General features: G+C 66.7%; 22 protein-coding genes, 2 tRNA genes and 1 riboswitch. Of the genes, 7 read left to right on the plus strand and 17 right to left on the minus strand.

All coding sequences use genetic code 11. From position 1 onward, the window contains the following. Positions 1-93: 93 nt before the first annotated feature. The 9 genes from ABHF91_RS10340 to hypF form a co-directional block, all read right to left on the minus strand. The gene (locus tag ABHF91_RS10340; RefSeq protein WP_409420216.1) at positions 94-1104 is read right to left on the minus strand and encodes an aspartate-semialdehyde dehydrogenase; all 1011 of its coding nucleotides are present in this window, start codon (positions 1102-1104) and stop codon (positions 94-96) included. Positions 1105-1142: 38 nt separating this feature from the next. Continuing rightward, positions 1143-2267, minus strand: coding sequence for a 4-phosphoerythronate dehydrogenase (locus tag ABHF91_RS10345; RefSeq protein ID WP_409420217.1), 1125 nt, complete (start codon positions 2265-2267; stop codon positions 1143-1145). Positions 2268-2358: 91 nt separating this feature from the next. Beyond that, complete coding sequence (gene hypE / locus ABHF91_RS10350) at positions 2359-3378, minus strand: hydrogenase expression/formation protein HypE (protein ID WP_409420218.1); 1020 nt, start codon at positions 3376-3378, stop codon at positions 2359-2361. Next, positions 3371-4498, minus strand: coding sequence for a hydrogenase formation protein HypD (hypD, locus tag ABHF91_RS10355; RefSeq protein ID WP_409420219.1), 1128 nt, complete (start codon positions 4496-4498; stop codon positions 3371-3373). The genes hypE and hypD overlap by 8 nt, the downstream gene beginning before the upstream one ends. Then, positions 4491-4763, minus strand: a complete 273-nt coding sequence (locus ABHF91_RS10360; protein WP_409420220.1) for a HypC/HybG/HupF family hydrogenase formation chaperone — start codon at positions 4761-4763, stop codon at positions 4491-4493. The genes hypD and ABHF91_RS10360 overlap by 8 nt, the downstream gene beginning before the upstream one ends. Then, on the minus strand, positions 4754-5458 hold the full coding sequence (gene hypB, locus ABHF91_RS10365; RefSeq protein WP_409420221.1) for a hydrogenase nickel incorporation protein HypB: 705 nt from the start codon (positions 5456-5458) through the stop codon (positions 4754-4756). The genes ABHF91_RS10360 and hypB overlap by 10 nt, the downstream gene beginning before the upstream one ends. Then, the gene (locus tag ABHF91_RS10370) at positions 5458-5799 is read right to left on the minus strand and encodes a hydrogenase maturation nickel metallochaperone HypA (protein ID WP_409420222.1); all 342 of its coding nucleotides are present in this window, start codon (positions 5797-5799) and stop codon (positions 5458-5460) included. Before ABHF91_RS10370 ends, hypB begins: the two co-directional genes overlap by 1 nt. Continuing rightward, positions 5792-6316 (minus strand): hydrogenase maturation protease, encoded by a 525-nt coding sequence (locus tag ABHF91_RS10375; protein WP_409420223.1) that lies wholly within the window; start codon positions 6314-6316, stop codon positions 5792-5794. Before ABHF91_RS10375 ends, ABHF91_RS10370 begins: the two co-directional genes overlap by 8 nt. Then, positions 6313-8640, minus strand: coding sequence for a carbamoyltransferase HypF (hypF, locus tag ABHF91_RS10380; RefSeq protein WP_409420224.1), 2328 nt, complete (start codon positions 8638-8640; stop codon positions 6313-6315). Before hypF ends, ABHF91_RS10375 begins: the two co-directional genes overlap by 4 nt. Before the next feature lie 123 nt (positions 8641-8763). On the opposite strand from hypF, the gene ABHF91_RS10385 reads away from it, so the two are divergent. The 4 genes from ABHF91_RS10385 to ABHF91_RS10400 are packed head-to-tail and all read left to right on the plus strand — an operon-like array spanning position 8764 to position 12802. Beyond that, positions 8764-9873, plus strand: coding sequence for a 4Fe-4S dicluster domain-containing protein (locus ABHF91_RS10385; RefSeq protein WP_409420225.1), 1110 nt, complete (start codon positions 8764-8766; stop codon positions 9871-9873). After that, positions 9866-10693 (plus strand): FAD/NAD(P)-binding protein, encoded by an 828-nt coding sequence (locus ABHF91_RS10390; protein ID WP_409420226.1) that lies wholly within the window; start codon positions 9866-9868, stop codon positions 10691-10693. Before ABHF91_RS10385 ends, ABHF91_RS10390 begins: the two co-directional genes overlap by 8 nt. 1 nt (position 10694) lies before the next feature. Further along, a complete protein-coding gene (locus ABHF91_RS10395) occupies positions 10695-11507 on the plus strand; it encodes a sulfhydrogenase subunit delta (protein WP_409420227.1) in 813 nt (270 codons plus the stop codon). Continuing rightward, positions 11504-12802, plus strand: coding sequence for a Ni/Fe hydrogenase subunit alpha (locus ABHF91_RS10400; protein ID WP_409420228.1), 1299 nt, complete (start codon positions 11504-11506; stop codon positions 12800-12802). The genes ABHF91_RS10395 and ABHF91_RS10400 overlap by 4 nt, the downstream gene beginning before the upstream one ends. A 114-nt stretch (positions 12803-12916) precedes the next feature. Here ABHF91_RS10400 and ABHF91_RS10405 read toward each other — a convergent pair whose 3' ends face one another. Together ABHF91_RS10405 and ABHF91_RS10410 are read right to left on the minus strand one after the other, a co-directional pair. Continuing rightward, positions 12917-13492 (minus strand): hypothetical protein, encoded by a 576-nt coding sequence (locus ABHF91_RS10405; protein ID WP_409420229.1) that lies wholly within the window; start codon positions 13490-13492, stop codon positions 12917-12919. A 77-nt stretch (positions 13493-13569) separates the two neighbouring features. After that, positions 13570-14853 carry a putative bifunctional diguanylate cyclase/phosphodiesterase gene (locus tag ABHF91_RS10410; protein WP_409420230.1) on the minus strand — a complete coding sequence of 428 codons (1284 nt, stop codon included), beginning with the start codon at positions 14851-14853 and terminating at the stop codon, positions 13570-13572. Positions 14854-14930: 77 nt separating this feature from the next. Next, a riboswitch (cyclic di-GMP riboswitch) is annotated at positions 14931-15018 on the minus strand. Positions 15019-15469: 451 nt separating this feature from the next. Between ABHF91_RS10410 and ABHF91_RS10415 the strand changes: the two genes are divergently transcribed. The 3 genes from ABHF91_RS10415 (at position 15470) to ABHF91_RS10425 (ending at position 18286) form a co-directional block, all read left to right on the plus strand. Continuing rightward, positions 15470-15595, plus strand: a complete 126-nt coding sequence (locus ABHF91_RS10415) for a hypothetical protein (protein WP_409420231.1) — start codon at positions 15470-15472, stop codon at positions 15593-15595. 187 nt (positions 15596-15782) lie between these two features. Next, complete coding sequence (gene yccS / locus ABHF91_RS10420; RefSeq protein ID WP_409420232.1) at positions 15783-17897, plus strand: YccS family putative transporter; 2115 nt, start codon at positions 15783-15785, stop codon at positions 17895-17897. A 59-nt stretch (positions 17898-17956) separates the two neighbouring features. Further along, on the plus strand, positions 17957-18286 hold the full coding sequence (locus tag ABHF91_RS10425; protein WP_409420233.1) for a TusE/DsrC/DsvC family sulfur relay protein: 330 nt from the start codon (positions 17957-17959) through the stop codon (positions 18284-18286). A gap of 37 nt (positions 18287-18323) precedes the next feature. On the opposite strand, the gene ABHF91_RS10430 is transcribed toward ABHF91_RS10425, so the two are convergent. From ABHF91_RS10430 to topA, 6 genes are all read right to left on the minus strand, one after another. Then, positions 18324-18524: a DUF2517 family protein gene (locus ABHF91_RS10430; RefSeq protein WP_409420234.1), complete on the minus strand. Its 201-nt coding sequence runs from the start codon at positions 18522-18524 to the stop codon at positions 18324-18326. Positions 18525-18593: 69 nt separating this feature from the next. Then, complete coding sequence (locus tag ABHF91_RS10435) at positions 18594-19028, minus strand: methyltransferase family protein (protein WP_409420235.1); 435 nt, start codon at positions 19026-19028, stop codon at positions 18594-18596. A gap of 80 nt (positions 19029-19108) precedes the next feature. Beyond that, positions 19109-19182 (minus strand) — tRNA-Cys (locus ABHF91_RS10440). A gap of 10 nt (positions 19183-19192) precedes the next feature. Beyond that, a tRNA-Gly gene (locus tag ABHF91_RS10445) sits at positions 19193-19268 on the minus strand. A 130-nt stretch (positions 19269-19398) separates the two neighbouring features. Further along, entirely contained in the window at positions 19399-20340 is a 942-nt protein-coding gene (locus tag ABHF91_RS10450; protein ID WP_409420236.1) for a hypothetical protein, read from the minus strand. Positions 20341-20489: 149 nt separating this feature from the next. Beyond that, positions 20490-23108 (minus strand): type I DNA topoisomerase, encoded by a 2619-nt coding sequence (gene topA, locus ABHF91_RS10455; RefSeq protein WP_409420237.1) that lies wholly within the window; start codon positions 23106-23108, stop codon positions 20490-20492. Positions 23109-23117: the final 9 nt, after the last annotated feature.

Here is a 23117-nt window from a genome sequence, read left to right on the forward strand (position 1 = left end):
GCGCCAACATGGTCTGGAAGGATTCTAGGAAAATTTTGATTTGGCTGATATTTATCGATGAAAACAGGGCCGCTAGTTGCGGCCCGTGTCACATCAGTGCTGCGGCTGGATCCAGGCCTCTGCCAGTTGCAGACAGTTGAGTGCGCCGCCCTTGCGCACATTGTCGGTCACCAGCCAGAAATCCAGCCCCTGAGGGTGGGTGGGATCCTGCCGTAGGCGGGACAGATAGACCTGGGTGTCGTTGACCCCATGGGTCACGGGCGTCACCGTCTCGTCGTCCACCAGGGTCAATCCCGGCATCTGCGCCAGGCATTGACGCACCTCCTCCAGACTCACGGCATAACGGGTCTCAAGATGCACCACCTGGCTGTGGCCAAAGAACACAGGCACCCGCACGCAGGTGGCATTCACGCCTATGCCATCGTCCCCCAGGATGCGGCAGGTCTCCTGGGCCAGGCGCCACTCTTCCAGGGTGAAACCATCCTCCTGGGTGGCATCTATGCTGGGCAGCAGGTTGAAGGCAATCTGGCCATCATAGGTGCTGGGCTCCACCGGCCGGCCATTGAGCAGCTGCGCCGTCTGGCGGGCCAGTTCGTCCACCCCGGCCTGGCCGGAGCCGGAAACCGACTGCAGGCTCACCAGGTTGACCCGGGCGATGCCCGCCTCGTCGTGCAGCGGCTTCAAGGCCATCAGCAGCTCGGTGACGATACAGGTGGGGCTGGCCACTATGTTACGCACCCGCGCCTCCGCCAGCAGTTCGCCATTGACCTCGGGGATCACCAGGGGCACAGACGGATCGGTGCGATAGTGCAGGCTGTTGTCGATCACCAGGCAGCCGGCCTCGGCGGCCTGCTCGGCCCAACGGGCGGTGGCGGCACTGCCGGCCATGAAGAAGGCCAGCTGGACCTGGCTCCAGTCAAACGTCGCCGCCTCTGCCACCGCCAGGGTCTTACCGGCGAAGCGCACGCTCTCCAGCTCACCGGCTTCGCTGACCAGGGGGAACAGGCGGGCGCAGGGGAAATCCCGCTCCTCCAGCAGTTCCAGCAAGGTCTGGCCCACCAGGGTGTCCACGCCCAACAGGGCGATATCAAACTGCTGACTCATGTCAGTCTCCTTATTTCCGGTTCTTGTCGTTCAGAGGGTTAGGGATGCGCCGCCAGGGTAAACCCCAGGGCCGCCAGTTGTTCGCAGCCCGCCTGGGCTGTCAGGCGCAGGGAGGACCACTCCCGTCGCTCGGGATAATGTTTGCGCAAGCGATCGAAGTCCGCCGGCTCGGCAAAGCCGTGGCGAAACAGGGCATCGTCGCGCCGCACGTCATACACCAGATGGATCAGCCGCTTGAGCAGATCCTGATCCGGCGCCTGCTGCACCGCCAGTTGGCCAAACGCCGGCGGCGGCAACAGGGGGGTAAACGCCTGGCTCACCGCCAGGCCCTGCCAGGCACAGAAGGCCTCATAGACCTGATAGGTCCCCCGCACCTTGCCTTCCAGGCTGTAGCCGGCGATGTGCGGGGTGGCCAGCTCGGTATGGGGCACCAGCTCGGTCAGCAGCGCCGGCTCATGCTCCCAGACATCCATCACCAGGCGCAACGGATCCGGGCTCAGCTGACGGGCCAGCAGCGCCCGGTTGTCCCAGACGTCGCCACGGCAGGCGTTGATCAGGATCTGCTCGCCATCCAGCACCGCCAGGGCCGCCTCGTCCAGCAGATGCCAGGTGGCGTAGGGCCCCTCGTGGGTCAAGGGAACGTGAAAGCTCACCACGTCCGAACACAGGGCCACCTCGTAGGGCACAAACTCCCGCGGGTCGCCGGCGTCGGCCAGGGGAGGATCGCACAGACAGACCTGCATCCCCAGGGCGCGGGCCCGTTCGGCCACCGCCGTACCGGTATTGCCCGCCCCGATCACCCCCAGGGTCATGCCGGCCAGGTGCAGTTGATGCCGCTCCGCCAGCACCAGCAGGGCGCTGATGACATACTCCCCCACCGAGATCTTGTTGCAGCCAGGCGCATTGGCGAAGGCGATGCCGCGCTGGGCCAGCAGCGCCTGATCCACATGATCCGTGCCTATGGTGGCGGAGCCGACAAATTTTAGCCGCGGCGCCTGACTGAGCAGCCGCTCATCCACCCGGGTAACCGAGCGCACCAGCAGGGCATCCGCCTCCGCCAGCTGGTCGGCCTGGATCTGCCGCCCGGGCAGGCGGGTGAGGTGCCCGAAGGGGGAGAACAGGCACTCGGCCACCGGCATGTTTTCGTCGATGATGATGTTCATCTGGCATCCTTGACTGCAAACAGGGGAGCTATTGTAGACGGTTTGTCGGCGCTGAGCAGCCCTGGCGATCCACCGCGGCCGGCGCCGAACACTAACAGATCCTGGGCAGGGCCTCGCCCTCCCCCATGGCCAGGGCGCGCACCACCCCCAGGGCGCTGTGTAGCAGCACCGGGCTGGCCTCGGCCTCGCCCACCGCCCCGACCCTGGCGGCGCCCTCGCCGCCGGGCCAGTGGGCCATCACCGCCAGAGCCTGCTCTGCCTGCGCCGGCGCCACGCAAGCCAGCAGTCGCCCCTCGCAGGCCAGCTGCAGAGGATCCAGCCCCAGCAACTCGCAGAGGCTGGCCACGGCGGGACGAATGGGCAGGGCGTCCTCCTCCAGCCAGAGGCTGAGCCCACTGGCGGCGGCAAACTCATGGGCCACCGCATTGAGGCCGCCACGGGTCAGATCCCGGGCGCAGTGCAGCCCGGGCACCCTGGCCAGCAGCGCCTGCATCAGACCATGCAGCGGCTGGGTATCGCTCTGCACCTGGCAGCTCAGCCCCAGCTCCTGGCGGGCCGCCAGTATGGTGGCGCCATGATCCCCCAAGGGACCGCTGACCAGCAGGGCATCCCCTGCCGCTATCCGGTGCATGCCCAGATCCACCCCGGCGGGGATCTCCCCCACGCCGCTGGTGGTGATGAACAACTTATCCGCCTGGCCCCTGGGCACCACCTTGGTGTCTCCGGTGACGATACTCACCCCCGCCTCCCTGGCCGCCTGGGCCAGGCTCTGACAGATCTGGCGCAGCAGCGCCATGGGCAACCCCTCCTCTATGATGAAGGCGCAGCTCAGATAGCGGGGCACGGCGCCCCCCACCGCCAGATCGTTCACCGTACCGTTCACCGCCAGGCAGCCGATGTCGCCGCCGGGAAAGCACAACGGGCTCACCACGTAGCCGTCCGTGCTCATGGCCAGGCGACAGCCCGGCTGCGTCGGCAGTGGCAGCCGGGCCTGATCCTCCAGTGCCGCCAGGGCCGGGTTGTCAAACAGCGGCAGCAACAGCTCCTGGATGAGCGCCTGCATGGGCCGCCCCCCCGCCCCGTGCCCCAGGGTGATACACGCCTCATCCATCCTGCCTCTCCTCGTGACGATAGTGATACCAGGCGGCGCAGGCCCCCTCCGCCGACACCATGAGGGCCCCCACCGGCGACGCGGGCCGGCAGGCGCGACCAAACAGCGGGCAGTCGGCCGGCTTGATCTGCCCCTTGAGCACGGCGTCGCAACCGCAGCCGGCGGGGGGGGGTGCAGCCGGCCCGGCCCCGCCGCCGAGCAGGGCTCTGGCATCGAAGGCGGCATACGCGGGGTTCAGCTGCCAACCGGAGCCCGGCAGTTCCCCCAGCCCGCGCCAGGCGGTGCTGGGGGCCGGCTCGAACACCCGCTGGATCAGGGCCTGGGCCGCCCGGTTGCCCGCCTCGGTGGCAGCGCGCCGATACTGGATACTCACCTCGGCCCGCCCCTGGGCCAGTTGCCGCAGCAGCATCAGCACAGAGGCCAGCAGATCCGTGGGTTCGAAGCCGCTGATCACCACCGGCAGGCCGAACTCCCGCGGGATAAAGTCGAAGGGGGCCTGGCCCGTCACCAGGCTGACATGACCGGGGCCGATAAAGCCGTCCACTCGGCAGCCGCCGTCGGCCAGCAGGGCCCGCAGCGGGGGCCCCATCATCAGGTGGTGAACCAGCACCCGCAGGTTGTCGATACCCTGGGCGCGGGCCACCTCCAGCAAGGCCGCGGTGGCCGGCGTGGTGGTCTCAAAGCCGATGGCCAGCAACACCACCTTGGCGTTGGGGTGGCGGCGGGCCAACGCCAGCAGATCCAGGGGAGCATAGATGACCCGCACGTCCGCCCCGGCGGCCCGGGCCGCCAGCAGGCTCCCCTGGCTGCCGGGCACCCGCAGGGCATCGCCATAGCTGCAGAGGATGACGTCGGGCCGCCGCGCCAGGCTCACCGCCTGATCGATGATCTCCACCGGCAAGACGCACACAGGGCAGCCGGGGCCGTGCAGAAATTCGATGCAATCGGGCAGCAGCCGGTCGAGGCCATGGCGGAAGATGGCATGGGTGTGACCGCCGCAGATCTCCATCAGTTGCCAGGGACGGGACGGCGTGGGCATGGCCGCCAGCTGCCGCTCGATGGCGCTCAGCAAGGCCCGGATCCCCGCCGGGCGACGAAAGTCCTGGCGATAGTCAATCATGGGACGGTCCCGAGAGCAGATCCGGCAGTTGGGCCTGCAGTTGCGCCAGCACGGCCAAGGAGGCCTGGGCCTCCTCCTCGCGCAAGCGCGCCAGGGCAAAGCCCACGTGCACCACCACCCAGCGGTCGATGAGCGCCTCGGGCGGTTCGCCCTCCAGCACACAGCTGATGTCCACCTGCCGCTGCACGCCGCCGCAATCGGCCAGAGCCTGGCCCGGGCAGCCCGGCACCAGCGACAGGATGCGGGCGGGAATACCTAGACACATAGACGCTGCTCCAGCCAGGCATACCAGGTGTCCATCCCCTGCCCCTGTTTGGCAGAGAGGCAGATGACCGGCAAGCCGGGATTGTTTTGCCGGGCGGCGGCCACACAGGCAGCCACATCGAAGTCCACCGCCGGCAGCAGATCCAGCTTGCTGATCACCAGCAGATCCGCCCGGCGAAACACCTGGGGATACTTGAGGGGCTTGTCCTCCCCTTCGGTGACCGACAGCACCACCACCCGGCAGGCCTCCCCCAGATCGAAATCCGCCGGGCAGATGAGGTTGCCCACGTTCTCGATCAGCAGCAGCCGAGGCGCCGCCGAAGGGGACGGCGCCAGTTGCGCCAGACCGCGGGCCACCTGCTGGGCATCCAGATGACAGGCAGCCCCCGTCTGGATCTGCACCGCCGGCACGCCGCTGGCGCGGATGCGGGCCGCATCCAGCTCGGTCTGCTGATCCCCCTCGATCACCCCCGCCACCCGCTCCCCCAGGCTGGGCAGGCTGGCCACCAGCAGGCTGGTCTTGCCCGCCCCCGGGCTCGACAGCAGGTTGATGCCAACGAGCCGGTTCGCCGCCAGCCAGGCGCGGTTCTGCGCCGCCAACTGGTCGTTGTGCGCCAGCAGATCCTGCTCCGGGCGCAACAGGCGATAGGTCCCCGGCACGTCCCCCGCCCCACCACATCCACACGTCTGACACATCAGCTCACCTCCACCGCCTTGATGATGATGGCATCGCCCCCCGCCAGGTGCCGCCAACGCTGACCGCACCTAGGACAGACGCTCAGCCAGTCCGTCACCTCGTACCGACAGCCACAGGCCTCACACTCGGCCTGGGCCAGCGCCCGCCCCACCCGCAAGCGGGTCGCCGCCAGAGGACCGGACTTCGCCATGGCCTCGAAACAGAACCGCAGCGCCTCCGGCTCCACACAACAGAGCACCCCGATCTCCAGCTCCACCTCATGCACACAATGGGCGCCCTCCTGGCGAGCCAGCGCCAATAGCTGATCGCACAGTTGCTGACACAGGCTCAGCTCATGCATACGCGCCGCCACCCTCGGCCTGGCGCAGGATCTCCGCCAACCGCGCGCAGGCGGCCGGCAGGGCCGCGGCCAGGGCGGGGCTCAATCCCTCTCCGTTACGCCTGGGATTGTCCCCCAGCTCCACCCCCAGCAAGGAGAGGCGCCCCACCGGCGGCCCCAGCCGCTGACGCAGCAGCAACCAGGGCAGGACCCCCAGCTGATGGCTGCCGCCGGCCAGCCAGCGGGTCAGCGCCAGATCCGACGGCTGCAGCGGATCCCGCCAGCACAGCTGACCGGCGGCCAGTCCGGCCTGCACCCCATCCAGCAGGATGAACCAATCCGCCTGCAGATCCTCAGGCAGGGCCGCCGTCGGCGCCGATCCCACCGCCAAGGGGGTGACGCGCGACGGCAACTCGCCCCGGCAGACTTGGCCGAGCAGGGCCAGCCCCACCCCATCGTCCCCCGCCCAGGGATTGCCCAGCCCCAGCAGCCAGATGCGCCGAAAAGGCCCGCCTTTGATTGAGGCACCGCCGTTCATAGCCCCTCTCCCAGCCGCCCGTCGGCCTGCTGGCGCGCCCAGCCGATCACCGCCTGGCCCAAGGCCAGGCCACCGTCGTTCACCGGCACGAGGCTCGGCACAAAGGGCCTAGCCCCCAGGCACCGCAGGGCCGCCACCAGCCGCCGGGCAAACAGGCCGTTCTGCAGGCAGCCGCCGGTGAGCAGCACCCTGGCCCCCGGCGTCAGCCAGGGTGCCGTCTGATGGGCCAGGTAAGCCGCCAGGTCATGGTGAAACTGCCAGGCCAGCTCGCCAGCCGGGCGGCCCGCCGCCTGCCCGGCCAGCAGGGCCGCCCACAGCGCCTTCGCCTCAGTCGGTGCGGGGCGACGCCGCCACTGCCGGCGACGCATTGGCGACGCCTGCTGCCAGGCCCGTTCGGCCGCCGCCTGCAGCCCCATGGCCGCCTCGGCCTCGTAGTCCAACTGCGCCGGCGCCAGTCCCAGCAGGGCGGCGGCGGCATCAAACCAGCGGCCGGCACCGCTGCTTTCCGGCACATTAACCCCGGCCGCCAGCTGCCGGCGCCAGGGACGCCAGGCCTCCGGCTGGGGAGTGTCCGGCAGCCAGCGGCTCAGGACGGCGCAGGCCAATCGACCCGGTTCGCGCAGGGCCAACTCGCCGCCGATAAGGGGCATGGGCGGCAGCCCCCACAGCCGGCGGGCCTGGCGATAATCCCCCAGCAGCAGCTCGCCACCCCACAACTTGTGGCTGACCGGCGTCTGACTGGGCAGCAGCGTCTCGTCGCCATAGCCGCTGCCATCCAGCACCCAGCCCAGTTGCGGCGCCGCCGTCAGCGGCTGCCCCTGATCCACCAGGGCCGCCGCCAGATGGGCATGGTGATGGGCCACCGCCAACCGCGGCAGCTGCGGCCAGTGGCGAGCCAGCTGACGGCTGAAATAACCCGGGTGGGCGTCGTGCACCAGATACGTTGGCGTCAGGGCCAGCAGCGCCCCCATGTCGTCGATCAACTGATGCCAGCGGCGCTGTGTCTCGAGGGACGCCAGATCCCCCTGATGGGGGGCCAGATAGGCGGCGCCCCCCCGCAACCAGCAGGGCGCCGACTTGATGTCGCCCCCCAATGCCAGCACCCCTGCCGCGGTGGCAAACCCCGCCGGCAGGGCAATGGGGGCCGGCGCCAGACCCCGTGCCCGACGCAGCCACTGCACCCCGCCGGGTCGCCACTGGGCCACGGAGTCGTCCAGCCGGCGGACTATGGCCCGCCCATGCCAAAGCAGGGAGCAGCCCCGCCCCAGCTGGCTGAAGGCGCTGGCCTCATCCAGGCTGGGGGGCTCGCCGGCCAGGTTGCCGGAGGTCACCACCAGGGGACGGGCCAGCCCGTCCAGCAGCAGCTGATGCAAGGGGGTGGGCGGCAACATGGCACCGATGCGGGAAAGGCCCGGCGCCAGGATCTCGGGCAGCACCCGTTCCCCGGCGGGCAGCAGCAAGATGGGCGCCGTGGCCCCGGCCAACAGGGCCAGCTGGCGAGGAGTGACCCGGCAGTAAGGGGCCAGCATAGCCTCATCGGCAAACATCACCGCCAGGGGCTTGCGTGGCCGGCGCTTGATCCGACGCAGCTGGGCCACCGCCTCGGCATCGCTGGCGTCGCAGCACAGCTGATAGCCTCCCAGCCCCTTGACGGCCAGGGTCTGACCGTCGGCCAGCCAGGCGATGGCTGCTTGCAGGGCCGCCTCGGCCTGACGCTGCGGCCCCACGCCCTGATACAGGCGCAGCACGGGGCCGCAATCCGGGCAGGCGATGGGCTGGGCGTGGAACCGCCGGTCGGCGGGGGCGCCATACTGGGCCAAACAGGTCGGACAGAGGGGAAAGTCGGCCATGCTGGTGGCCGCCCGGTCGTAGGGCAGGCGCCGCAGGATGGAGAAGCGCGGTCCGCAGTGGGTACAGTTGGTGAAGGGATAGCGGTAGCGGGGCTGGGCCGGATCGCGGATCTCCGCCCGGCAGGCGGGACAGAGGGCCGCATCCGGCGCTATCTGGGTGGCGACCCGGCCAGCGCCCGAGGGCGCTATGGTGAAGGCCGTCGGCGCCTCGCCCCCCGCCTCAAGCTGGCTCGTGACAGATTCTATGTGGGCCAGTGGCGGCAGCGCCTGGGTGAGTGCCGCCACGAAGCCCTCGGCGGCGGCGGCAGGATAGAGCAGTATGCTCACCCCCTGCCCGTCGTTGTGCACCTCGCCGGTCAGCCCCAGGCGCTCGGCCAGGCGCCAGACGGTGGGCCGAAACCCCACCCCCTGCACTATGCCTGTCACCCGGATCCGCGCCCTCGCCGCCACGTCTGCCTCGCATCCTCGTTCCACCTGGCCCTAAGTGTAAACAAGGCTGGCACCTGGGGGCCGCGTCGCCTCACGCTTTGGCGTTTTGCCTCCGGCGGCCCCCCCTGCACTATGCTTAGGGCTAGTGTGACCGTCAGGGGAAAGCCCATGACCCAGCCCGCCTTCCTGCCCGTCGAAGAACTGCCCCGCCTGCTGAGCCTGCTCAGCGACCAGGGCTATGGGCTGCAGGGCCCCATACTGGCACAGGGCGCCGTCAGCTTCGGGCCCGTCAGCCAGGTGACCGAGTTGGCCCGTGGCTATCAGGATGACACCCAGCCGGGGCGCTACCGCTTGGTGGAATCGCCCTCGCCCCGCTATTTTGACGTCTGCTGCACCGCCCAGGGCCTCAAACCCTGGCTGTTCCAGGCCGAGGAGCTCCTCTGGCAGGCAGATGCCGACGATGAGGGTCTGCACTTTCACCCTGTCACCCCCAGCGCCCAACCCACGGCCTTCATCGGGGTGCGGGCCTGTGATCTGGCCGCCCTGGCCCGCCACGATCAGCACTTCTTAGGTGGCAAATACCCGGATCCCCAATACCGGGCCCGCCGGGAGGCCCTGTTGCTTATCGCGGTCAACTGTCATCGCAGCAGCCAGAGCTGTTTTTGCCAGGCCATGGGCACGGGGCCGGCGATCCGCCAAGGCTACGATCTGCTGCTGGACGAGCTGGCGTCGGGCTTTGTCATCCAGGCCGGCAGCGCCCGTGGCGCCAAGCTGCTGCAGGCCCTCGCCCTGGCTCCCGCCACCGCGGAGCAGAAGACGGCCGCCCAGCACGGCCAGGAGCAGGCCCGCCGCCAGCAGACCCGGGACATGCCGGCCGGCGATCTGCAGGAGATCCTCTACCAGGCCCAGGGCCAGGAGTCCCAATGGCTGCCGGTGGGGAAACGCTGCCTGGCCTGTGGCAACTGCACCGCCGTCTGCCCCACCTGCTTCTGCTTTCGGGTGGAGCCGCACAGTGAGCTGGACGGCAGCCGGCACCGGGCCGTGCGCCTCTGGGACTCCTGCTTCAGCAATCAGCACAGCTACATAGTGGGTAAGATCATCCGCAAGGCACCGGAGCACAAATATCGCCAGTGGCTGACCCACAAGCTGGCCACCTGGCATCAGCAGTACGGCCATAGCGGCTGTGTGGGCTGTGGTCGCTGCCTGGTGTGGTGTCCGGCCGGCATCGATCTCACCGAGGAGGCCTGGCGCATCGCCCAGGCGTGTCGACATGACTGATCCCTATCTGCCCAGACTGGCCGAGGTGGTGGAAAACCGGGTGGAAATCCCCGAGATCCACACCCTGGCCCTGCGCCTGCTGGATGGCGCGGCCCAGCCCTATCACTTCGCCTGTGGCCAGTTCAACATGCTCTGCCTGCCCGGGGTGGGCGAGATCCCCATCTCGGTGATGGACAAGGAGGGCGAGCTGATACTGCACACCGTCAAGGGGGTGGGCCGGGTCAGCCGGGCCCTGATCGCCCAGCCTCCCGGCAGCCGGATCGGCTTGCGCGGCCCCTTCGGCAGCAGTTGGCCGCTGGAGCTGGCCAAGGGGCGGGATCTGCTGTTTATCACCGCCGGCTTGGGCTGCGCCCCCGTGGTGGGCGCCATCCGCCAGGTGATCGCCCGCCGGGCCGACTACGGCCGGCTGGTGATCCTACAGGGGGTCAAACACAGCAACGATCTGCTCTGGGAGCCCCAGTACCAGGCGTGGCGCCAGCTGCCCGACACCCAGGTGCTGCTGGCGGCCAGCGAGGAGCAGCCGCCGGGACCGGACTGGACCTTCGGCATGGTGACCGTCCTGCTGGAGAAGGCGCACTTCGACAAGCAGCGCTGCCTGGCCATGCTCTGCGGCCCCGAGGCCATGCTGATCGCCGCCATGCGGGCCCTGCAGTGTCGCGGCATAGCCCCGGAGCACTGCTTCCTCAGCTTGGAGCGCAACATGCAGTGTGGCCTGGGGCTGTGTGGCCATTGCCAGATGGGGCCGCACTTCCTGTGCAAGGAGGGGCCCATCTTCCCCTATCCCAAGCTCACCGGCTGGCTGGAAAACCGAGGCTACTGACATGAACAAGCCCATCCCTGACAGGAAGAAACCGACGCTGGCGGTTCACAAGCTCACCTCCTGCTCCGGCTGTCAGGCGGTGATCCTGAACCTGGCCGACGATCTGCTGGCCCTCAGCCGCCTGGTGCAGATAGTTCACTTTGTCGAGGCCGGGCTGGTGGCCCCGGAGGCGCAGGTGGATATTGCCCTGGTGGAGGGCAGCATCAGCACCCCGGCGGACGAGCAGCGCATCCGCCAGATCCGGGCCCGCAGTCGCCAGCTGATCAGCATCGGCGCCTGTGCCTGCTCCGGCGGGGTCCAGGCGCTGCGCAACGTGCGCGACAGCGGCAACTGGCCGGGCGCCGTCTACGCCGATGCCGCCCGGATCGACAGCCTGGCCCAGAGCCGACCGGTACAAGACCTGGTGCCGGTGGAGCTGGAGTTGTGGGGTTGTCCCATCGAAGGGCGCCAACTGGTGGCGGCCCTGGCAGCCCTGCTGCGCGGCATACCGCCCTTGAGCCACAGCGAGAAGCTGTGCCAGCAGTGCAAGCGGCTGGGGAACATCTGTGTGCTGGTGAGCCGGGGTGAACCCTGCATGGGACCCGTGACCCGTACCGGCTGCGGCGCCCTGTGCCCCGCCTTCGGCGCCCCCTGCTACACCTGCTTCGGCCCGGCGGAACAACCCAACACCGAGGCCATGGGCCTGTGCCTGCTGGGGCTGGGGCTGCCCCGGCGGCAGGTGGCGGAGCGCTTTGCCTCCATCAGCGTGGGGGCTCCGGACTTTACCCAGGCCTACCGCCGCTGGCGCATCCCCGTCAGGGAGGAGAAATCATGAAGGAGTCACGGCGAACCATAGCCCTGGATGTGCCCATGATCAGCCGGCTGGAGGGAGAAGGCGCCCTGACCCTGCGGGCCAGCCAGGGACGCCTGCAGGCGGTGCACCTGAAGATCTACGAGCCGCCGCGCTTCTTCGAGAAGTTTCTCGAAGGCAAGCACTTCAGCGAGCAGCCGCACCTGGCGGCCCGCATCTGCGGCATCTGCCCCATCGCCTATCAGCTGACCGGCATCCGCGCCATCGAGCAGGCCATGGGGGTGACCCCCTCCCCCTGGGTGCAGGACATGCGCCGGGTGGTGCAGTGCGGCGAGTGGCTGCAAAGCCACAGCCTGCACATCCACTTTCTCGCCGCCCCCGACTACCTGGGTTTCGACCATGTGCTGGCCCTGGCGGATAAATTCCCCATCGAGGTGGGGCGGGCCCTGCGCTTGCAAGGGCTGGGCAATGCCCTGCTCAGCCTGTTTGGCGCCCGCTCCGTCCACCCCATCGGCCTGACGGTGGGCGGCTTCTTCCAGGCGCCCAGCCCGGCAACCGTGGCGGCGCTGCAGCCCAAGTTGGAGGAAGGGCTGGCCGATGCCGAGGCCCTGGTGCGCTGGTGCGCCAGCCTGCCGCTGCCCGAGGATCATCAGCCGTTTGTCAGCGTGGCCCTGCAGCATGGCGACGACTACCCCATGAACGAGGGGCAGGTGGTGAGCAGCCAGGGCCTGCAGATCCCCGCCAGCGACTACCGGCAGCACTTTATCGAGCATCAGGAACCCCACTCCACCGCCCTGTATTCGCTGCACCAGGGCCAACCCTATCTGGTGGGCCCGCTCGCCCGCATGAACCTGAACCATGCGCGGCTGCCGGCCCCCATCCAGCACCTGGCCCAGACGCTAGGGCTGCGCTTTCCCTCCGATAACCTCTATCACAGCCTGCTGGCCCGGGCACTGGAGTGCTACCTGGCGGTGTGGGAGGCCCACCGCCTGCTGGACCACTACCAGCCCCAGACACCGCGCTGCACCATCACCCCCCGCGCCGGCTGGGGCGCCCACTGCACCGAGGCCCCCCGGGGTCTCATCTATCATCACTACCGGCTGGACGAGGAGGGTCACCTGACCCGGGTGTGCATCATACCGCCCACCAGTCAGAACCAGGCGCGCATCGAGGCGGATCTGCAAGATGCCCTGCCCCGCTTTGGCCTGGAGCATGACGACGCCGAACTGCAACGCTTCTGCGAGAGGCTGATCCGCAACTACGACCCCTGCATCAGCTGCTCGGTGCACTTTCTGCGTTTAAAGGTGGAGCGGCACTAGCGCCGCCGGCCGACAGGCTCAGCGGCAAGGGCAGGGAAAATGGCAGGCAAGCCGCAACGGGGCATCGGCAAGGGGCCAAGCGGCGCAGGGTTACTGGGGCTGTACCGGCTGGGGCTATTCCGCCTGGCTTGCTACCGGCTCGGTTGGCTGAACCGCGGCGGCGGTGAGTTGAAAGTCCCGGCGCAGCACCAGCTTGGCGCTCCCGTTGGCATCCCACAGCTCGGCGGCCAGATGGTATTCCCCCAGGGGATCGTCGGAGGCAAAGGTCAGCCGCAGCGTGCCCTGCCCCAGCTGGACCGCCTCTGGGCTGGCAGGGGCCGGCCCCTGCCAGATGGCGAAGGGGGGCGGCGCCACATAGACGGAGTCATCGGGCCGGGTGAGCAGCAGTCGGCCGCGCACGTCACAATGGCCCTGGCTATCCGCCACACAGCCCCCCAGCACAAACATGACGGCCAGGGGCTGACCGATGGCGATGCTGTCGGTAACCGGCGCCAACACGGGCTCCTGTGGTGCCGCCCAGTTCGCCAGCACGGTCGCTTCGGCGTCGGTGAGCAGCAGGGCGGCAAACAGCGGCGGCTGCGAGACCAGAAAATCGGACTCCGCCAGCCAGGCCCGGTTCAAGTGCCAGGGCTCGGCCGCCGACAGCGACGCCGACAGCAGGGCGCTCAGCCCCAGCCCACCCAGTCCCATCAGCCCGTTTCGCCACCCACGGTTTCCCATCCAGCCCCCTTGTCGACCGGCACATAAAACGCGACGGCTAGACACCGTCAAGGCAACAGAGCCCTGAGCTTACCCTCGGGCACCGCCGGTGAGAAGAGAAAGCCCTGCATTCGGTTCACCCCCAAGGCCAGCAGCAGCTCCCGCTGACCCTGGGTTTCCACCCCCTCCGCCACCAGCGTCATCCCCAGCTTCTGGCTGAGTTCCGCCAGCGTCTGCACCAGCAGACGTGCCTTGGGGGCCGTTTCCAGCTCCTGGATGAAGACGCGATCCAGCTTGATGATATCCAGCGGGTAGCCGATGAGGCTGTGCAACGCCGCAAAACCAGTACCGAAATCATCCAGGGCCAGCCAGACCCCCAAGCGCTTGAGCCGCGCCATCTGGGCGCGAGCCGCGACGGGATCCGCCATCAGCTGACTCTCGGTGATCTCCAGCACCAGTCGACTGGCAGAAATTTGATACTGCGCCAGCAGGTCGGCCAACGTGGGCACCAGCTCACGGCAATAGAGTTGCCGCACCGACAGGTTGACATGGAGCTTGAGGCGCTCCCCGGGCTGGCGGGCCAACATGGCCAGGCTCTGCCGCAGCATGGTTTCCCCCAACTGCGCGATGAGGTCGCTCTCCTCCGCCAGCGGAATGAACTCCGCCGGCGCGACGGCTCCCAGCACGGGATGCGGCCAACGGGCCAGGCTCTCCACCGCCAACAGCTGGCCACTGAGCCCATCCAGCACGGGTTGGTAATGAGCCTGCAGCTGGCCATCGTCAATGGCCTGGGGCAATTCCCGGCGGATCACCAGCTGGCGCGCCGCCTGCGCGGCCTGCCGGCGGCCAAACAGCTGGCGCCCGGCAGGCCGCGACTTGGCGCCGGCCAGAGCGTAATCGGCACAGCGCAGCAGATCCGTCAGGTTCAGGGGCGCCGCCCCCCCCACCACCAGCCCCACCAGCACCCTGGGGGTCAGATGGCCGCCCGCCATGACGACGGGTTGCTGCAGCTGCCGCTGCAACCGTCTGGCCAGCCCGGCCACGCCCGAGACCTTGGCCAGCTGCGGCACAAACAGGCCAAACTCATCGGCGCTCAGCTGGGCCAACCAACCGAGTTGACCCTGGGCCACCGACAACCGCTGCCCCAGCTCCCGTTGCAGGACATCGGCGGCACCGTGCCCATACAGGCCATTGATCTGGCGAAAACCGGCCATGTTGAATTGCAAAAACGCGAAACGCTGCTCCGGCCGCCGCGGGGCCGTCAGGAAATGGGCCATCCGCGCCAGCAGTTGATGACGTTCGAGGGGATGAGGACAGCTGGCGGTGGGGGAACCGCCCTGGGGGTTCTGCACTCCGAAGACTCCTTTGTCTAGACAAACGGATCTTCAGATACGCACAGGATGAGGTTGGCGCCATGCGCCAACCTTGCCTTGATGGCCCCGCTATCGTTCCCCACCCGGGGAGTAGACCGGAAGCTTTGCGTCCTGACCTTTCGGATCAGTTTGCCATTTCATGCAGTCATAAATGTTGCAGACTGTAAATGAGAAGAATGAGAATTACAATGAAGCTATTGATATTTTCGTGTTTTTCAAAATCTTACATGGCGGGTTCCTGCCAAATTCAGGCTTTCCGCCCCATGTTGGGCAACGGGTTTGAGGCATTTTTTGGATAAGTATGTGTGATAGCCGGCCGACATCAGGTTCCAGACGGCGCAAATTAAGGCGCCAACATGGTGCGTTCGCCTGATGACGGGGCCTGCCAGGGGCGGTTTACCGCCACCGGTGGCCGGCAGCCGGGCTTTTTCGCCCTGGCACGCCCCTTGAATAATTCAGAGTGCCACTGGGCGATTGGGCTACCGGCGATGGTAGTCACTCAAGTGTCTTGATTGAGTCACTTTTTTGTCATCCATCGCCGGTAGTTTGGTCACCATTACGGAACACGGGATAAAACTATCAAGGAGTGCACGCTATGGACATGGATGCCATCAATGCAAAACTGGGTCTGGGGGGTGTCTGGATTATCGGCCTGGCCATCGGCGGCGCTATCCAGTTGATGTTGCAATGGTTCAGCCTCTCCCTGGCGCAGCTGCTGTAAGCTCAGGGATCGTTTCAACCCAGGTTGTTTCTTACACTGTTCTTTGTCGTCACTTTTTCGCCGAGATCAGCCATGGGCTGATCTTTTTTTTTATCCGCTAGCCATGCAAGGCTCCGCACGATAGCATTCTATATCCTGTTGTTCAGTATGGTTTTCTCTGAACGAGCCCCCTTATCGAGAGCCGCCCATGCCCATGCTTCAACCACGCCGCCTGCTCACCGACTCCCATCTGTTTTTTGCCCTCAAGATCGCCGTCACCATGGTGGGAGTCCTGTTGCCGGGCTGGTTGCTGGGGATGACCCACGAATCGGTCATCCTCTCCCTGGGGGTGGTGGCCGGCGCCATCGCCGAACCCGATGACTCCCTGAGCGGCCGCATCAAGAACCTGTTGATGACCCTGGGCTGTTTCTTGATTGCCACCTTCTCGGTGCAGTACCTCTACCCTTACCCACCGGCCTTTGCCCTGGGGCTGTTCACCTCCACCGTGGGCTTCATCATGCTGGGGGCCCTGGGGCCACGTTATGCCGCCATCAGTTTTGGCTCCCTGCTGGTGGCCATCTACGCCATGCTGGGGGCCTCCCAGGCCCCCACCCCCTGGTACCTGCCCCTGTGGCTGTGCCTGGGCGCGCTCTGGTACGGCCTAGTGTCGGTGATCTGGCTGCACTTCCACCCCTACAAGTCGCTGCATGAGCAGCTCTCCCAGGTCTACTTCGCCCTGGGCCGCTATTTCGAGACCAAGTCCGGCCTGTTCAGCCGGCCGACCAACGATTACCCCCAGCTGCGCCATCAGCTGTCGGTGGTCAACATCGGCTCGGTCACCAGCCTCAATCAGGTGAAGATCATGCTGCAGCGCAGGTTGGGCTCTAAGGTCCCTCCCCATCTGAGCCGGCTGTTGCAGCTCTACCTGCTGGCCCAGGAGATCCACGAGAAGATCACCTCCAGCCACTACCTGTACGAGCGGCTGGAGCAGGAGATGGCCAATGACGCCATCCTGGACGGCTTTGCCGAGACCCTGGAGCAGCTGGGCCAGGCCTGCCGCCAGCTGGGCTTTGCCATCTTGATGCACAGATCCTTTCAACTCACCCGCTCGCCACGCTGGGCCCTGCAGGCCCTGGCGGATCAGCTGCAACTGCATCAGCAGCAACATCAGCACCAAGACCCGCTGCACAACTCCCTGAGCTTCCTGCACCAGAACCTCAACAGCATAGGGGAGCTGCTGATGGAGGCCGGGCGCATCAGCGGCCAGATGGATGCCCCCTTCACCGAGCCCCTGCCTCCCCAACTGCCCCGGGAAAGTCAGCCGGATCTGCGGGGGCTGCCGGGTCAGTTCACCCCCTACTCGCCGCTGTTCCGCCACGCCATCCGCATGGGCGTCTGTCTAGTGAGCGGCTATGGCCTGCTGCAGCTGTTCCCCATCCACCAGGGCTTCTGGGTGCTGCTGACCTGTCTGTTCGTCTGCCAGTCCAGCTACACGGCCACCCGCACCCGGCTGGTGGAGCGGATCATCGGCACCCTGGTGGGGCTGCTGCTGGGGCTGGGGCTCCTCTGGCTGGCACCAGCCATCCACGGCCAGCTGCTGATCATGGGCGTGGCCGCCATCCTGTTCTTTGCCCAGCTGCGCAGCAACTACAGTGCCGCCGTCACCTTCATCACCCTGTACGCCGTCACCGCCTTTGGCCTCTTGGGGGTGGAGGGCAGCACCATACTCCTGCCCCGCCTGGTCGACACCCTGCTGGGGGGCCTGCTCTCCTACCTGGCGGTCACCTTCATCTGGCCGGATTGGAGCTTCCGCCGGCTGCCGGCCTTGCTGGCGGGGGCCCTGGGCAGCACCGCCAACTACTTTACCCAGGTCCGCCATACCCTGGCCGGCGAACATGACGCCCTGGCCTATCGCATTGCCCGGCGGCGGGCCCACCAGGCCGATTGCGCCCTGGCCCAGGCCTGGCAGCAGATCTTGGCGGAGCCCAAACCGGGTCGCCGCCTGCTGCGGCTGAGTGTGGCCCTGACCCAGCGCAGCCACGCCCTCATCTCCTATGTCTCCACCCTGGGCGCCCATCGCCAACGGCTGCAACTGCCACCGGACAATCCCTGGCTACAGCTGGGTGACGAAATCGAGCGGGTGCTGCACTGTGCCGTCCAGGGCCAGCAGGGGGAGCTGATCCACCTGCCCGCCCCCCAGGATGACAGCCAGCTGAGCCCGGCGGAGCGCCTGTTGGCCCAGGAGATGGGCCTCATCGCCGAGGTGGCCAACGAGCTGCTGCGCCTGAGCTGGCTGATGGCCCATCAGAAGGAGACGCCCTAGGCGTGGAGCCGACCCGTGGCGGGTGATACACTCGCCGCCTTGGCAAGATGAGGTACCCGATGCTGATGATTGACGGGCGAGAGATCGCCACCGACCACCATGGCTATCTGAGCCAGCTGGATGACTGGAGTGAGGCGGTGGCCTACGCCCTGGCCGAGCAGGAGGGCATAGTGCTCACCGAGGCCCATTGGGAGGTGATACGCTTCGTGCGGGAGTTCTACCAGGAGTACAAGACCTCCCCAGCGGTGCGGGCCCTGGTGAAGGCCATGGAGCTGAAATTCGGTCCCGAGAAGGGCAATAGTCGTTATCTGTTCAAGCTGTTCCCCAAGGGGCCCGCCAAGCAGGCCACCCTGCTGGCCGGGCTACCCAAGCCGGCCAAGTGCCTGTAACCCGCCAAAAAATAGCAAGGCGCCAGACGGCGCCTTGTCACAAACCACGTTCTTCCATGTGCCGATTGCGCATCAGCCACACGGGTTCGTCGCTGGTCTTCAGCCACAGACGATGCAGATAGCTGTAGCTGCGCCGCCGCCAACCGGGCACCCAGACCACCAGCGGAAACAGCAAGAGGCCTAACAGCAGGGCGCTGGCCCGCCGGCGAAACAATCTGATGCGCGTGTATCCACCCATGGCGCCCTCCGGCAACCCAATCCTGCTCACTTTGTATACCATGCCCTTGCCAGATTCAACGCCTGTCCCTCAGCGCCGCCGCCCGAGCCGGCACGGCGGCAGAAAATAGCCGGTCCCGGTCCGGTAGTCCCGGTAGCCCGGAAAATGGGCCAGCAGCAGCTGCTCCTCCCGCCGGGCCTTGGCCCAGAGCACGGCCCACAGCAGCAGGCCTGACAACAGGCTCGGCAGCGTCTGATAACCCGCCACGCAACCGGCGGCGAACAGCAGCAGGGAGGCGTACATGGGATGCCGCACGTGGCGATAGGGGCCCGCGCTTATCAGCCGGCCGGCGGGGTGAGGGATGGGACGCACCCGGAAATTTCCGGGCCGGTTGCACCACAGGCTCCAGAGTGCCAACCCCAGGCTCGGCAACCAGCCCAGCATGCCCAGTGCCGACGGCCACTGACCAGACCAGGGCCAGGCCACCAAGGCCAAGGCAACAAACTGGGCGATAACGTAGACCATGCACGGCTCCGGCAACAGACAGAGGTGACTGTAGCAGCGTAAGCGGCGTTGGGATAGATGAGATGTAACGAGAGGAAAAATGGAGGCGCGTTCCGGAGTCGAACCGGACTAGACGGATTTGCAATCCGCTACATAACCGCTTTGTTAACGCGCCTATGAGAACTTGGAGCGGGAAACGAGACTCGAACTCGCGACCCCGACCTTGGCAAGGTCGTGCTCTACCAACTGAGCTATTCCCGCCCTGTGTCCTCTGCTCGAGGACGGGCGCATTATACGTAGTTGCCGGCAGGGCACAAACTCTTTTTTTATCCGGTAGGCCTGTTTGCTTAGCAAATCAACAATCTAGCGCCAATTTGCCACCGGCTTGCCGTTAGGGTCCCTCCGGCACTGTCACTTCTTCCTCGGGCTCCGCGGGCCAGGCCTCACCGGTCTGCCGCAGCAAGAATTGCTCCCTCAGGGGATCAAACAGCAGCTGATCCGGCGCCCAGACCATGCCCGCCACCATGGGATTATCCAGCCGAAACAGCTGCCGCTGCTGCGGCTTAACAAAGCGGATGCTGGGCAGATAATAGTGGCGCCACAGGGCCATCAGGGAACCGTCGGTCGCCGCCTGCTGCAGGCCGGCATCGACACGCGCCAGTCCCTCGGCATCCCTGGGATGGGCGTAGAAGAAACGCGGCAAATCGTAATAGAACATCATGCCGGGCTCCAGCACCAAGCCAGGCTGGGCACTGGCCTCCGGCCATTCGTCGCGAATTTCGTTGATGCCGCGGCAAAACAGATCGAAGCGCCCCTTGGCCACCATGGGAAACAGGTTGCGGTACTGCGCCACCGCCAGCACCCGAAAACCGTTGTGCTGCAGTATGGGCACATCCATCCAGCCCGAGCCCTGGCCATAGAGATAGCCCTGCCAGTCGGCCAGACTGTGGTGCTGGGCCAAGGCCGGCAGCAGGCTGGCCCGGGTGTAGCAGACCCGGTAGCCGACGATGCCCAGATCCACCTCATACTGACCGCGGCGCATGCCTCGCCGCTCATATTCGGGATTGTAACTCTGCTTGATGATGAAGTTGGGGAAGCTGCCCTTCTCCAGCTCCTGCTCGGCGCGAATGGTATTCATGGGCGGACTGGCTTGCAGCCGATAATCGCCGTATTGTTCCCGGGTCTTGTCCAGCGCCAGGCGCAGCAGCGCCAGATCATACTGGTTGCGCACGTCTTGGGGGGACTCCGCAGCCCGGTAGGTGAACAGGGTCGGCGCCGCCTGCGCCCCCAGCACGCACCCCCACCAGATCCCCAACCAGACCCACAGTCGCATAACGCCCTCCCCTCCCTTGAGACAGGCAGGGTGCCACATTGATGAATTAAAGGTTGTTGCCAGCCCCTAATATTTCAACTTCCCCTCGCCGGCCTGAGGGAACAAAAAAGGCGGCCCGAGGGCCGCCTGCAGCGAGAGGGTTGTGGGGCTTATTTGCCCTTGCCTTGGGCTTGCACCCAACGGCCATCCTGATAGTGGGCGGTCCAGCCAGTGGCCTTGCCGTTCACCTCGGTCATCACGTACTGCTCCTTGCTCTTGCGGCTAAAGCGCACCACCGCCGGATTGCCCTCCGGATCCTGGGCCGGCGCATCGGCCAGGTAGCGGTGCTTGGGCGAAAGCCGCTCGGCGAAGCGTTGCAGCTCGGCCACCAGGGGGGCGCGGGTCTCCCGGGATTTGGGGAAGGTGCTGGCGGCCAGAAACAGGCCGGCGGCGCCATCCCGCAGCACGAAGTGGGCGTCGGACTGGCTGCACTTGAGCTCAGGCAGCGGCACGGGATCTTCCTTGGGCGGCGCCACCTCGCCGTTTTTCAGGATCTTGCGGGTGTTCTTGCACGCCTCGTTGGTACAGGCCATGTACTTGCCGAAGCGGCCGGTACGCAGCTGCATCTGGGCACCACAGCGGTCGCAATCGATCACCGGGCCCTCATAGCCCTTCAGACGGAACTGGCCCAGCTCCAGCTCATAGCCGTCACAGTCCGGGTTGTTGCCGCAGACGTGCAGCTTGCGGGTCTCGTCCACCACATAGGAGTCCATGGCGGTGCCGCACTTGGGGCAGCGGCGCATGGCCCGCAGGGCATTCACCTCGCCCTCTTCGCTGTCGGCGGCGATAAATTCATCACCGGGCACCAGGTTGATGGTCTTCTTGCAGCGCTCCTTGGGAGGCAAGGCATAGCCGGAACAGCCGAGGAACACCCCTGTGGTGGCGGTGCGAATGCCCATCTTGCGGCCGCAGTCGGGGCAATCGATGTCGGTGAGTATCATCTGGTTGCTGCGCATGCCGCCGGCCTGGGCGTCCTGCTCGGCCTGCTGCAGGGTGCCGCGGAATTCGGCGTAGAAGCTATCCAGCTGGGCCTTCCAGTCACGCTGTCCCTGAGCGATGGCATCCAGGCTGGTCTCCATCTGGGCGGTGAAGTCGTAGCTCATCAGCTCCTCGAAGCTCTCCACCAGCCGCTCGGTGACGATTTCCCCCATCTTCTCGGCGTAGAAGCGACGGTTCTCCACCTTGACGTAACCCCGGTCCTGGATGGTGGAGATGATGGCGGCGTAGGTGGAGGGGCGGCCGATGCCGCGCTTCTCCAGCTCCTTCACCAGGGCCGCTTCGGTGAAGCGGGCGGGCGGCTTGGTGAAGTGTTGCCGCGGATCGAGCTGCTGCAGCTTCAGCACATCCCCCTGGGCCACCTGGGGCAACTGGATGTCCTCCCCCTTGCGGCCCATGGGCGGCAGCACCTTGGTCCAACCGGCAAAGCGCAGGATGCGGCCCTTGGCCTTCAGCTGGTAACCGGCGGCCTCCACCGTCAGCACGGTGGCGTCATACTGAGCCGGGGTCATCTGACAGGCGACAAACTGGCGCCAGATGAGGTCATACAGGCGGACCGCATCGGCCTCCATGCCATCGAGCTGCTCGGCCTGCAGACGCACGGACGAGGGACGAATGGCCTCGTGCGCCTCCTGGGCATTGGCCTTGGCGCCATAGCGGATGGCCTCGGCCGGCAGGTAGTCGGCACCAAACTGTTCACCGATATAGTCCCGCACCGCCTCCAGGGCTTCCTGGCTCAGGTTGGTAGAGTCGGTACGCATGTAGGTGATGTAGCCCGCCTCGTAGAGGCGCTGGGCCAGCATCATGGTCTTCTTCACCCCAAAGCCCATGCGGGTGCTGGCCGCCTGCTGCAGGGTGGAGGTGATAAAGGGGGCCGACGGCTTGCTACCGGTGGGCTTGTCCTCCCGGCTCAGCACCTGATAGCGGGCGCCTTGCAGGGCATCACAGGCGACCTGCGCCTGCTGCTGGGTCTTGGGAGCGAAGGCGCTGCCGTTGTAGCCGGTCACCTCCATGCGCAGGGGATCCTGGCGCGGGGTCAGCAGGTCGGCGTTGATGTCCCAGTACTCCTCGGGAACGAAGGCCTTGATCTCCCGCTCCTTCTCCACGATGAGGCGCACCGCCACCGACTGCACCCGGCCGGCGGAGAGGCCACGGGCGATCTTCTTCCACAGCAGGGGCGACACCATGTAGCCCACCACCCGGTCGAGGAAGCGGCGAGACTGCTGGGCGTTGACCCGATCCAGGTTCAGCTCGCCCGGATGGGAGAAGGCCTCCTGGATGGCACTCTTGGTGATTTCGTTGAACACCACCCGCTTGAAGCGGGCATCATCGCCGCCGATCAGTTCCCGCAGGTGCCAGGCGATGGCTTCCCCTTCGCGGTCCAAGTCGGTCGCCAGATAGATGGTGTCGGCCTTGTCTGCCAGGCTCTTGAGCTCGCTGACCACCTTCTCCTTGCCCGGCAGCACCTGATAGCGGGCCTGCCAGCCATGCTCTGGGTCTATGCCCATGCGGTTGACGAGCGCCAGGTACTCCTTGCGCTGCTTGTCCGTCTCGGTCGTCTTGCCACGACGCGTTGCGGGCTTGCTGCCCTCCTTGTCGGCGGCCGTGCCGCCACTGGTGGGCAGGTCTCGCACATGCCCAACGCTGGACTTCACCACGAAGTCCTTGCCCAGATACTTGTTAATGGTCTTGGCCTTGGCCGGCGACTCAACAATCACCAGAGATTTGCCCATACGAATGCT

The sequence above is a fragment of the Pseudaeromonas aegiceratis genome (genome assembly GCF_046254905.1).
Lineage (GTDB): Bacteria > Pseudomonadota > Gammaproteobacteria > Enterobacterales > Aeromonadaceae > Pseudaeromonas > Pseudaeromonas aegiceratis.

Excerpts from the sequence above, each read along its gene's own strand:
- ABHF91_RS10370 (WP_409420222.1), bottom strand. The coding sequence starts at position 5,799 with ATGCATGAGCTGAGCCTGTGTCAGCAACTGTGCGATCAGCTATTGGCG.
- hypE (WP_409420218.1), bottom strand. The coding sequence starts at position 3,378 with ATGGATGAGGCGTGTATCACCCTGGGGCACGGGGCGGGGGGGCGGCCC.
- hypB (WP_409420221.1), bottom strand. The coding sequence starts at position 5,458 with ATGTGTCAGACGTGTGGATGTGGTGGGGCGGGGGACGTGCCGGGGACC.
- ABHF91_RS10395 (WP_409420227.1), top strand. The coding sequence starts at position 10,695 with ATGAACAAGCCCATCCCTGACAGGAAGAAACCGACGCTGGCGGTTCAC.
- ABHF91_RS10360 (WP_409420220.1), bottom strand. The coding sequence starts at position 4,763 with ATGTGTCTAGGTATTCCCGCCCGCATCCTGTCGCTGGTGCCGGGCTGC.
- ABHF91_RS10425 (WP_409420233.1), top strand. The coding sequence starts at position 17,957 with ATGCTGATGATTGACGGGCGAGAGATCGCCACCGACCACCATGGCTAT.
- ABHF91_RS10375 (WP_409420223.1), bottom strand. The coding sequence starts at position 6,316 with ATGAACGGCGGTGCCTCAATCAAAGGCGGGCCTTTTCGGCGCATCTGG.
- ABHF91_RS10415 (WP_409420231.1), top strand. The coding sequence starts at position 15,470 with ATGGACATGGATGCCATCAATGCAAAACTGGGTCTGGGGGGTGTCTGG.
- ABHF91_RS10435 (WP_409420235.1), bottom strand. The coding sequence starts at position 19,028 with ATGGTCTACGTTATCGCCCAGTTTGTTGCCTTGGCCTTGGTGGCCTGG.
- ABHF91_RS10430 (WP_409420234.1), bottom strand. The coding sequence starts at position 18,524 with ATGGGTGGATACACGCGCATCAGATTGTTTCGCCGGCGGGCCAGCGCC.
- ABHF91_RS10405 (WP_409420229.1), bottom strand. The coding sequence starts at position 13,492 with ATGGGACTGGGTGGGCTGGGGCTGAGCGCCCTGCTGTCGGCGTCGCTG.
- ABHF91_RS10390 (WP_409420226.1), top strand. The coding sequence starts at position 9,866 with ATGACTGATCCCTATCTGCCCAGACTGGCCGAGGTGGTGGAAAACCGG.
- ABHF91_RS10450 (WP_409420236.1), bottom strand. The coding sequence starts at position 20,340 with ATGCGACTGTGGGTCTGGTTGGGGATCTGGTGGGGGTGCGTGCTGGGG.
- ABHF91_RS10400 (WP_409420228.1), top strand. The coding sequence starts at position 11,504 with ATGAAGGAGTCACGGCGAACCATAGCCCTGGATGTGCCCATGATCAGC.
- ABHF91_RS10385 (WP_409420225.1), top strand. The coding sequence starts at position 8,764 with ATGACCCAGCCCGCCTTCCTGCCCGTCGAAGAACTGCCCCGCCTGCTG.
- yccS (WP_409420232.1), top strand. The coding sequence starts at position 15,783 with ATGCCCATGCTTCAACCACGCCGCCTGCTCACCGACTCCCATCTGTTT.
- ABHF91_RS10340 (WP_409420216.1), bottom strand. The coding sequence starts at position 1,104 with ATGAGTCAGCAGTTTGATATCGCCCTGTTGGGCGTGGACACCCTGGTG.
- hypD (WP_409420219.1), bottom strand. The coding sequence starts at position 4,498 with ATGATTGACTATCGCCAGGACTTTCGTCGCCCGGCGGGGATCCGGGCC.
- ABHF91_RS10345 (WP_409420217.1), bottom strand. The coding sequence starts at position 2,267 with ATGAACATCATCATCGACGAAAACATGCCGGTGGCCGAGTGCCTGTTC.
- topA (WP_409420237.1), bottom strand. The coding sequence starts at position 23,108 with ATGGGCAAATCTCTGGTGATTGTTGAGTCGCCGGCCAAGGCCAAGACC.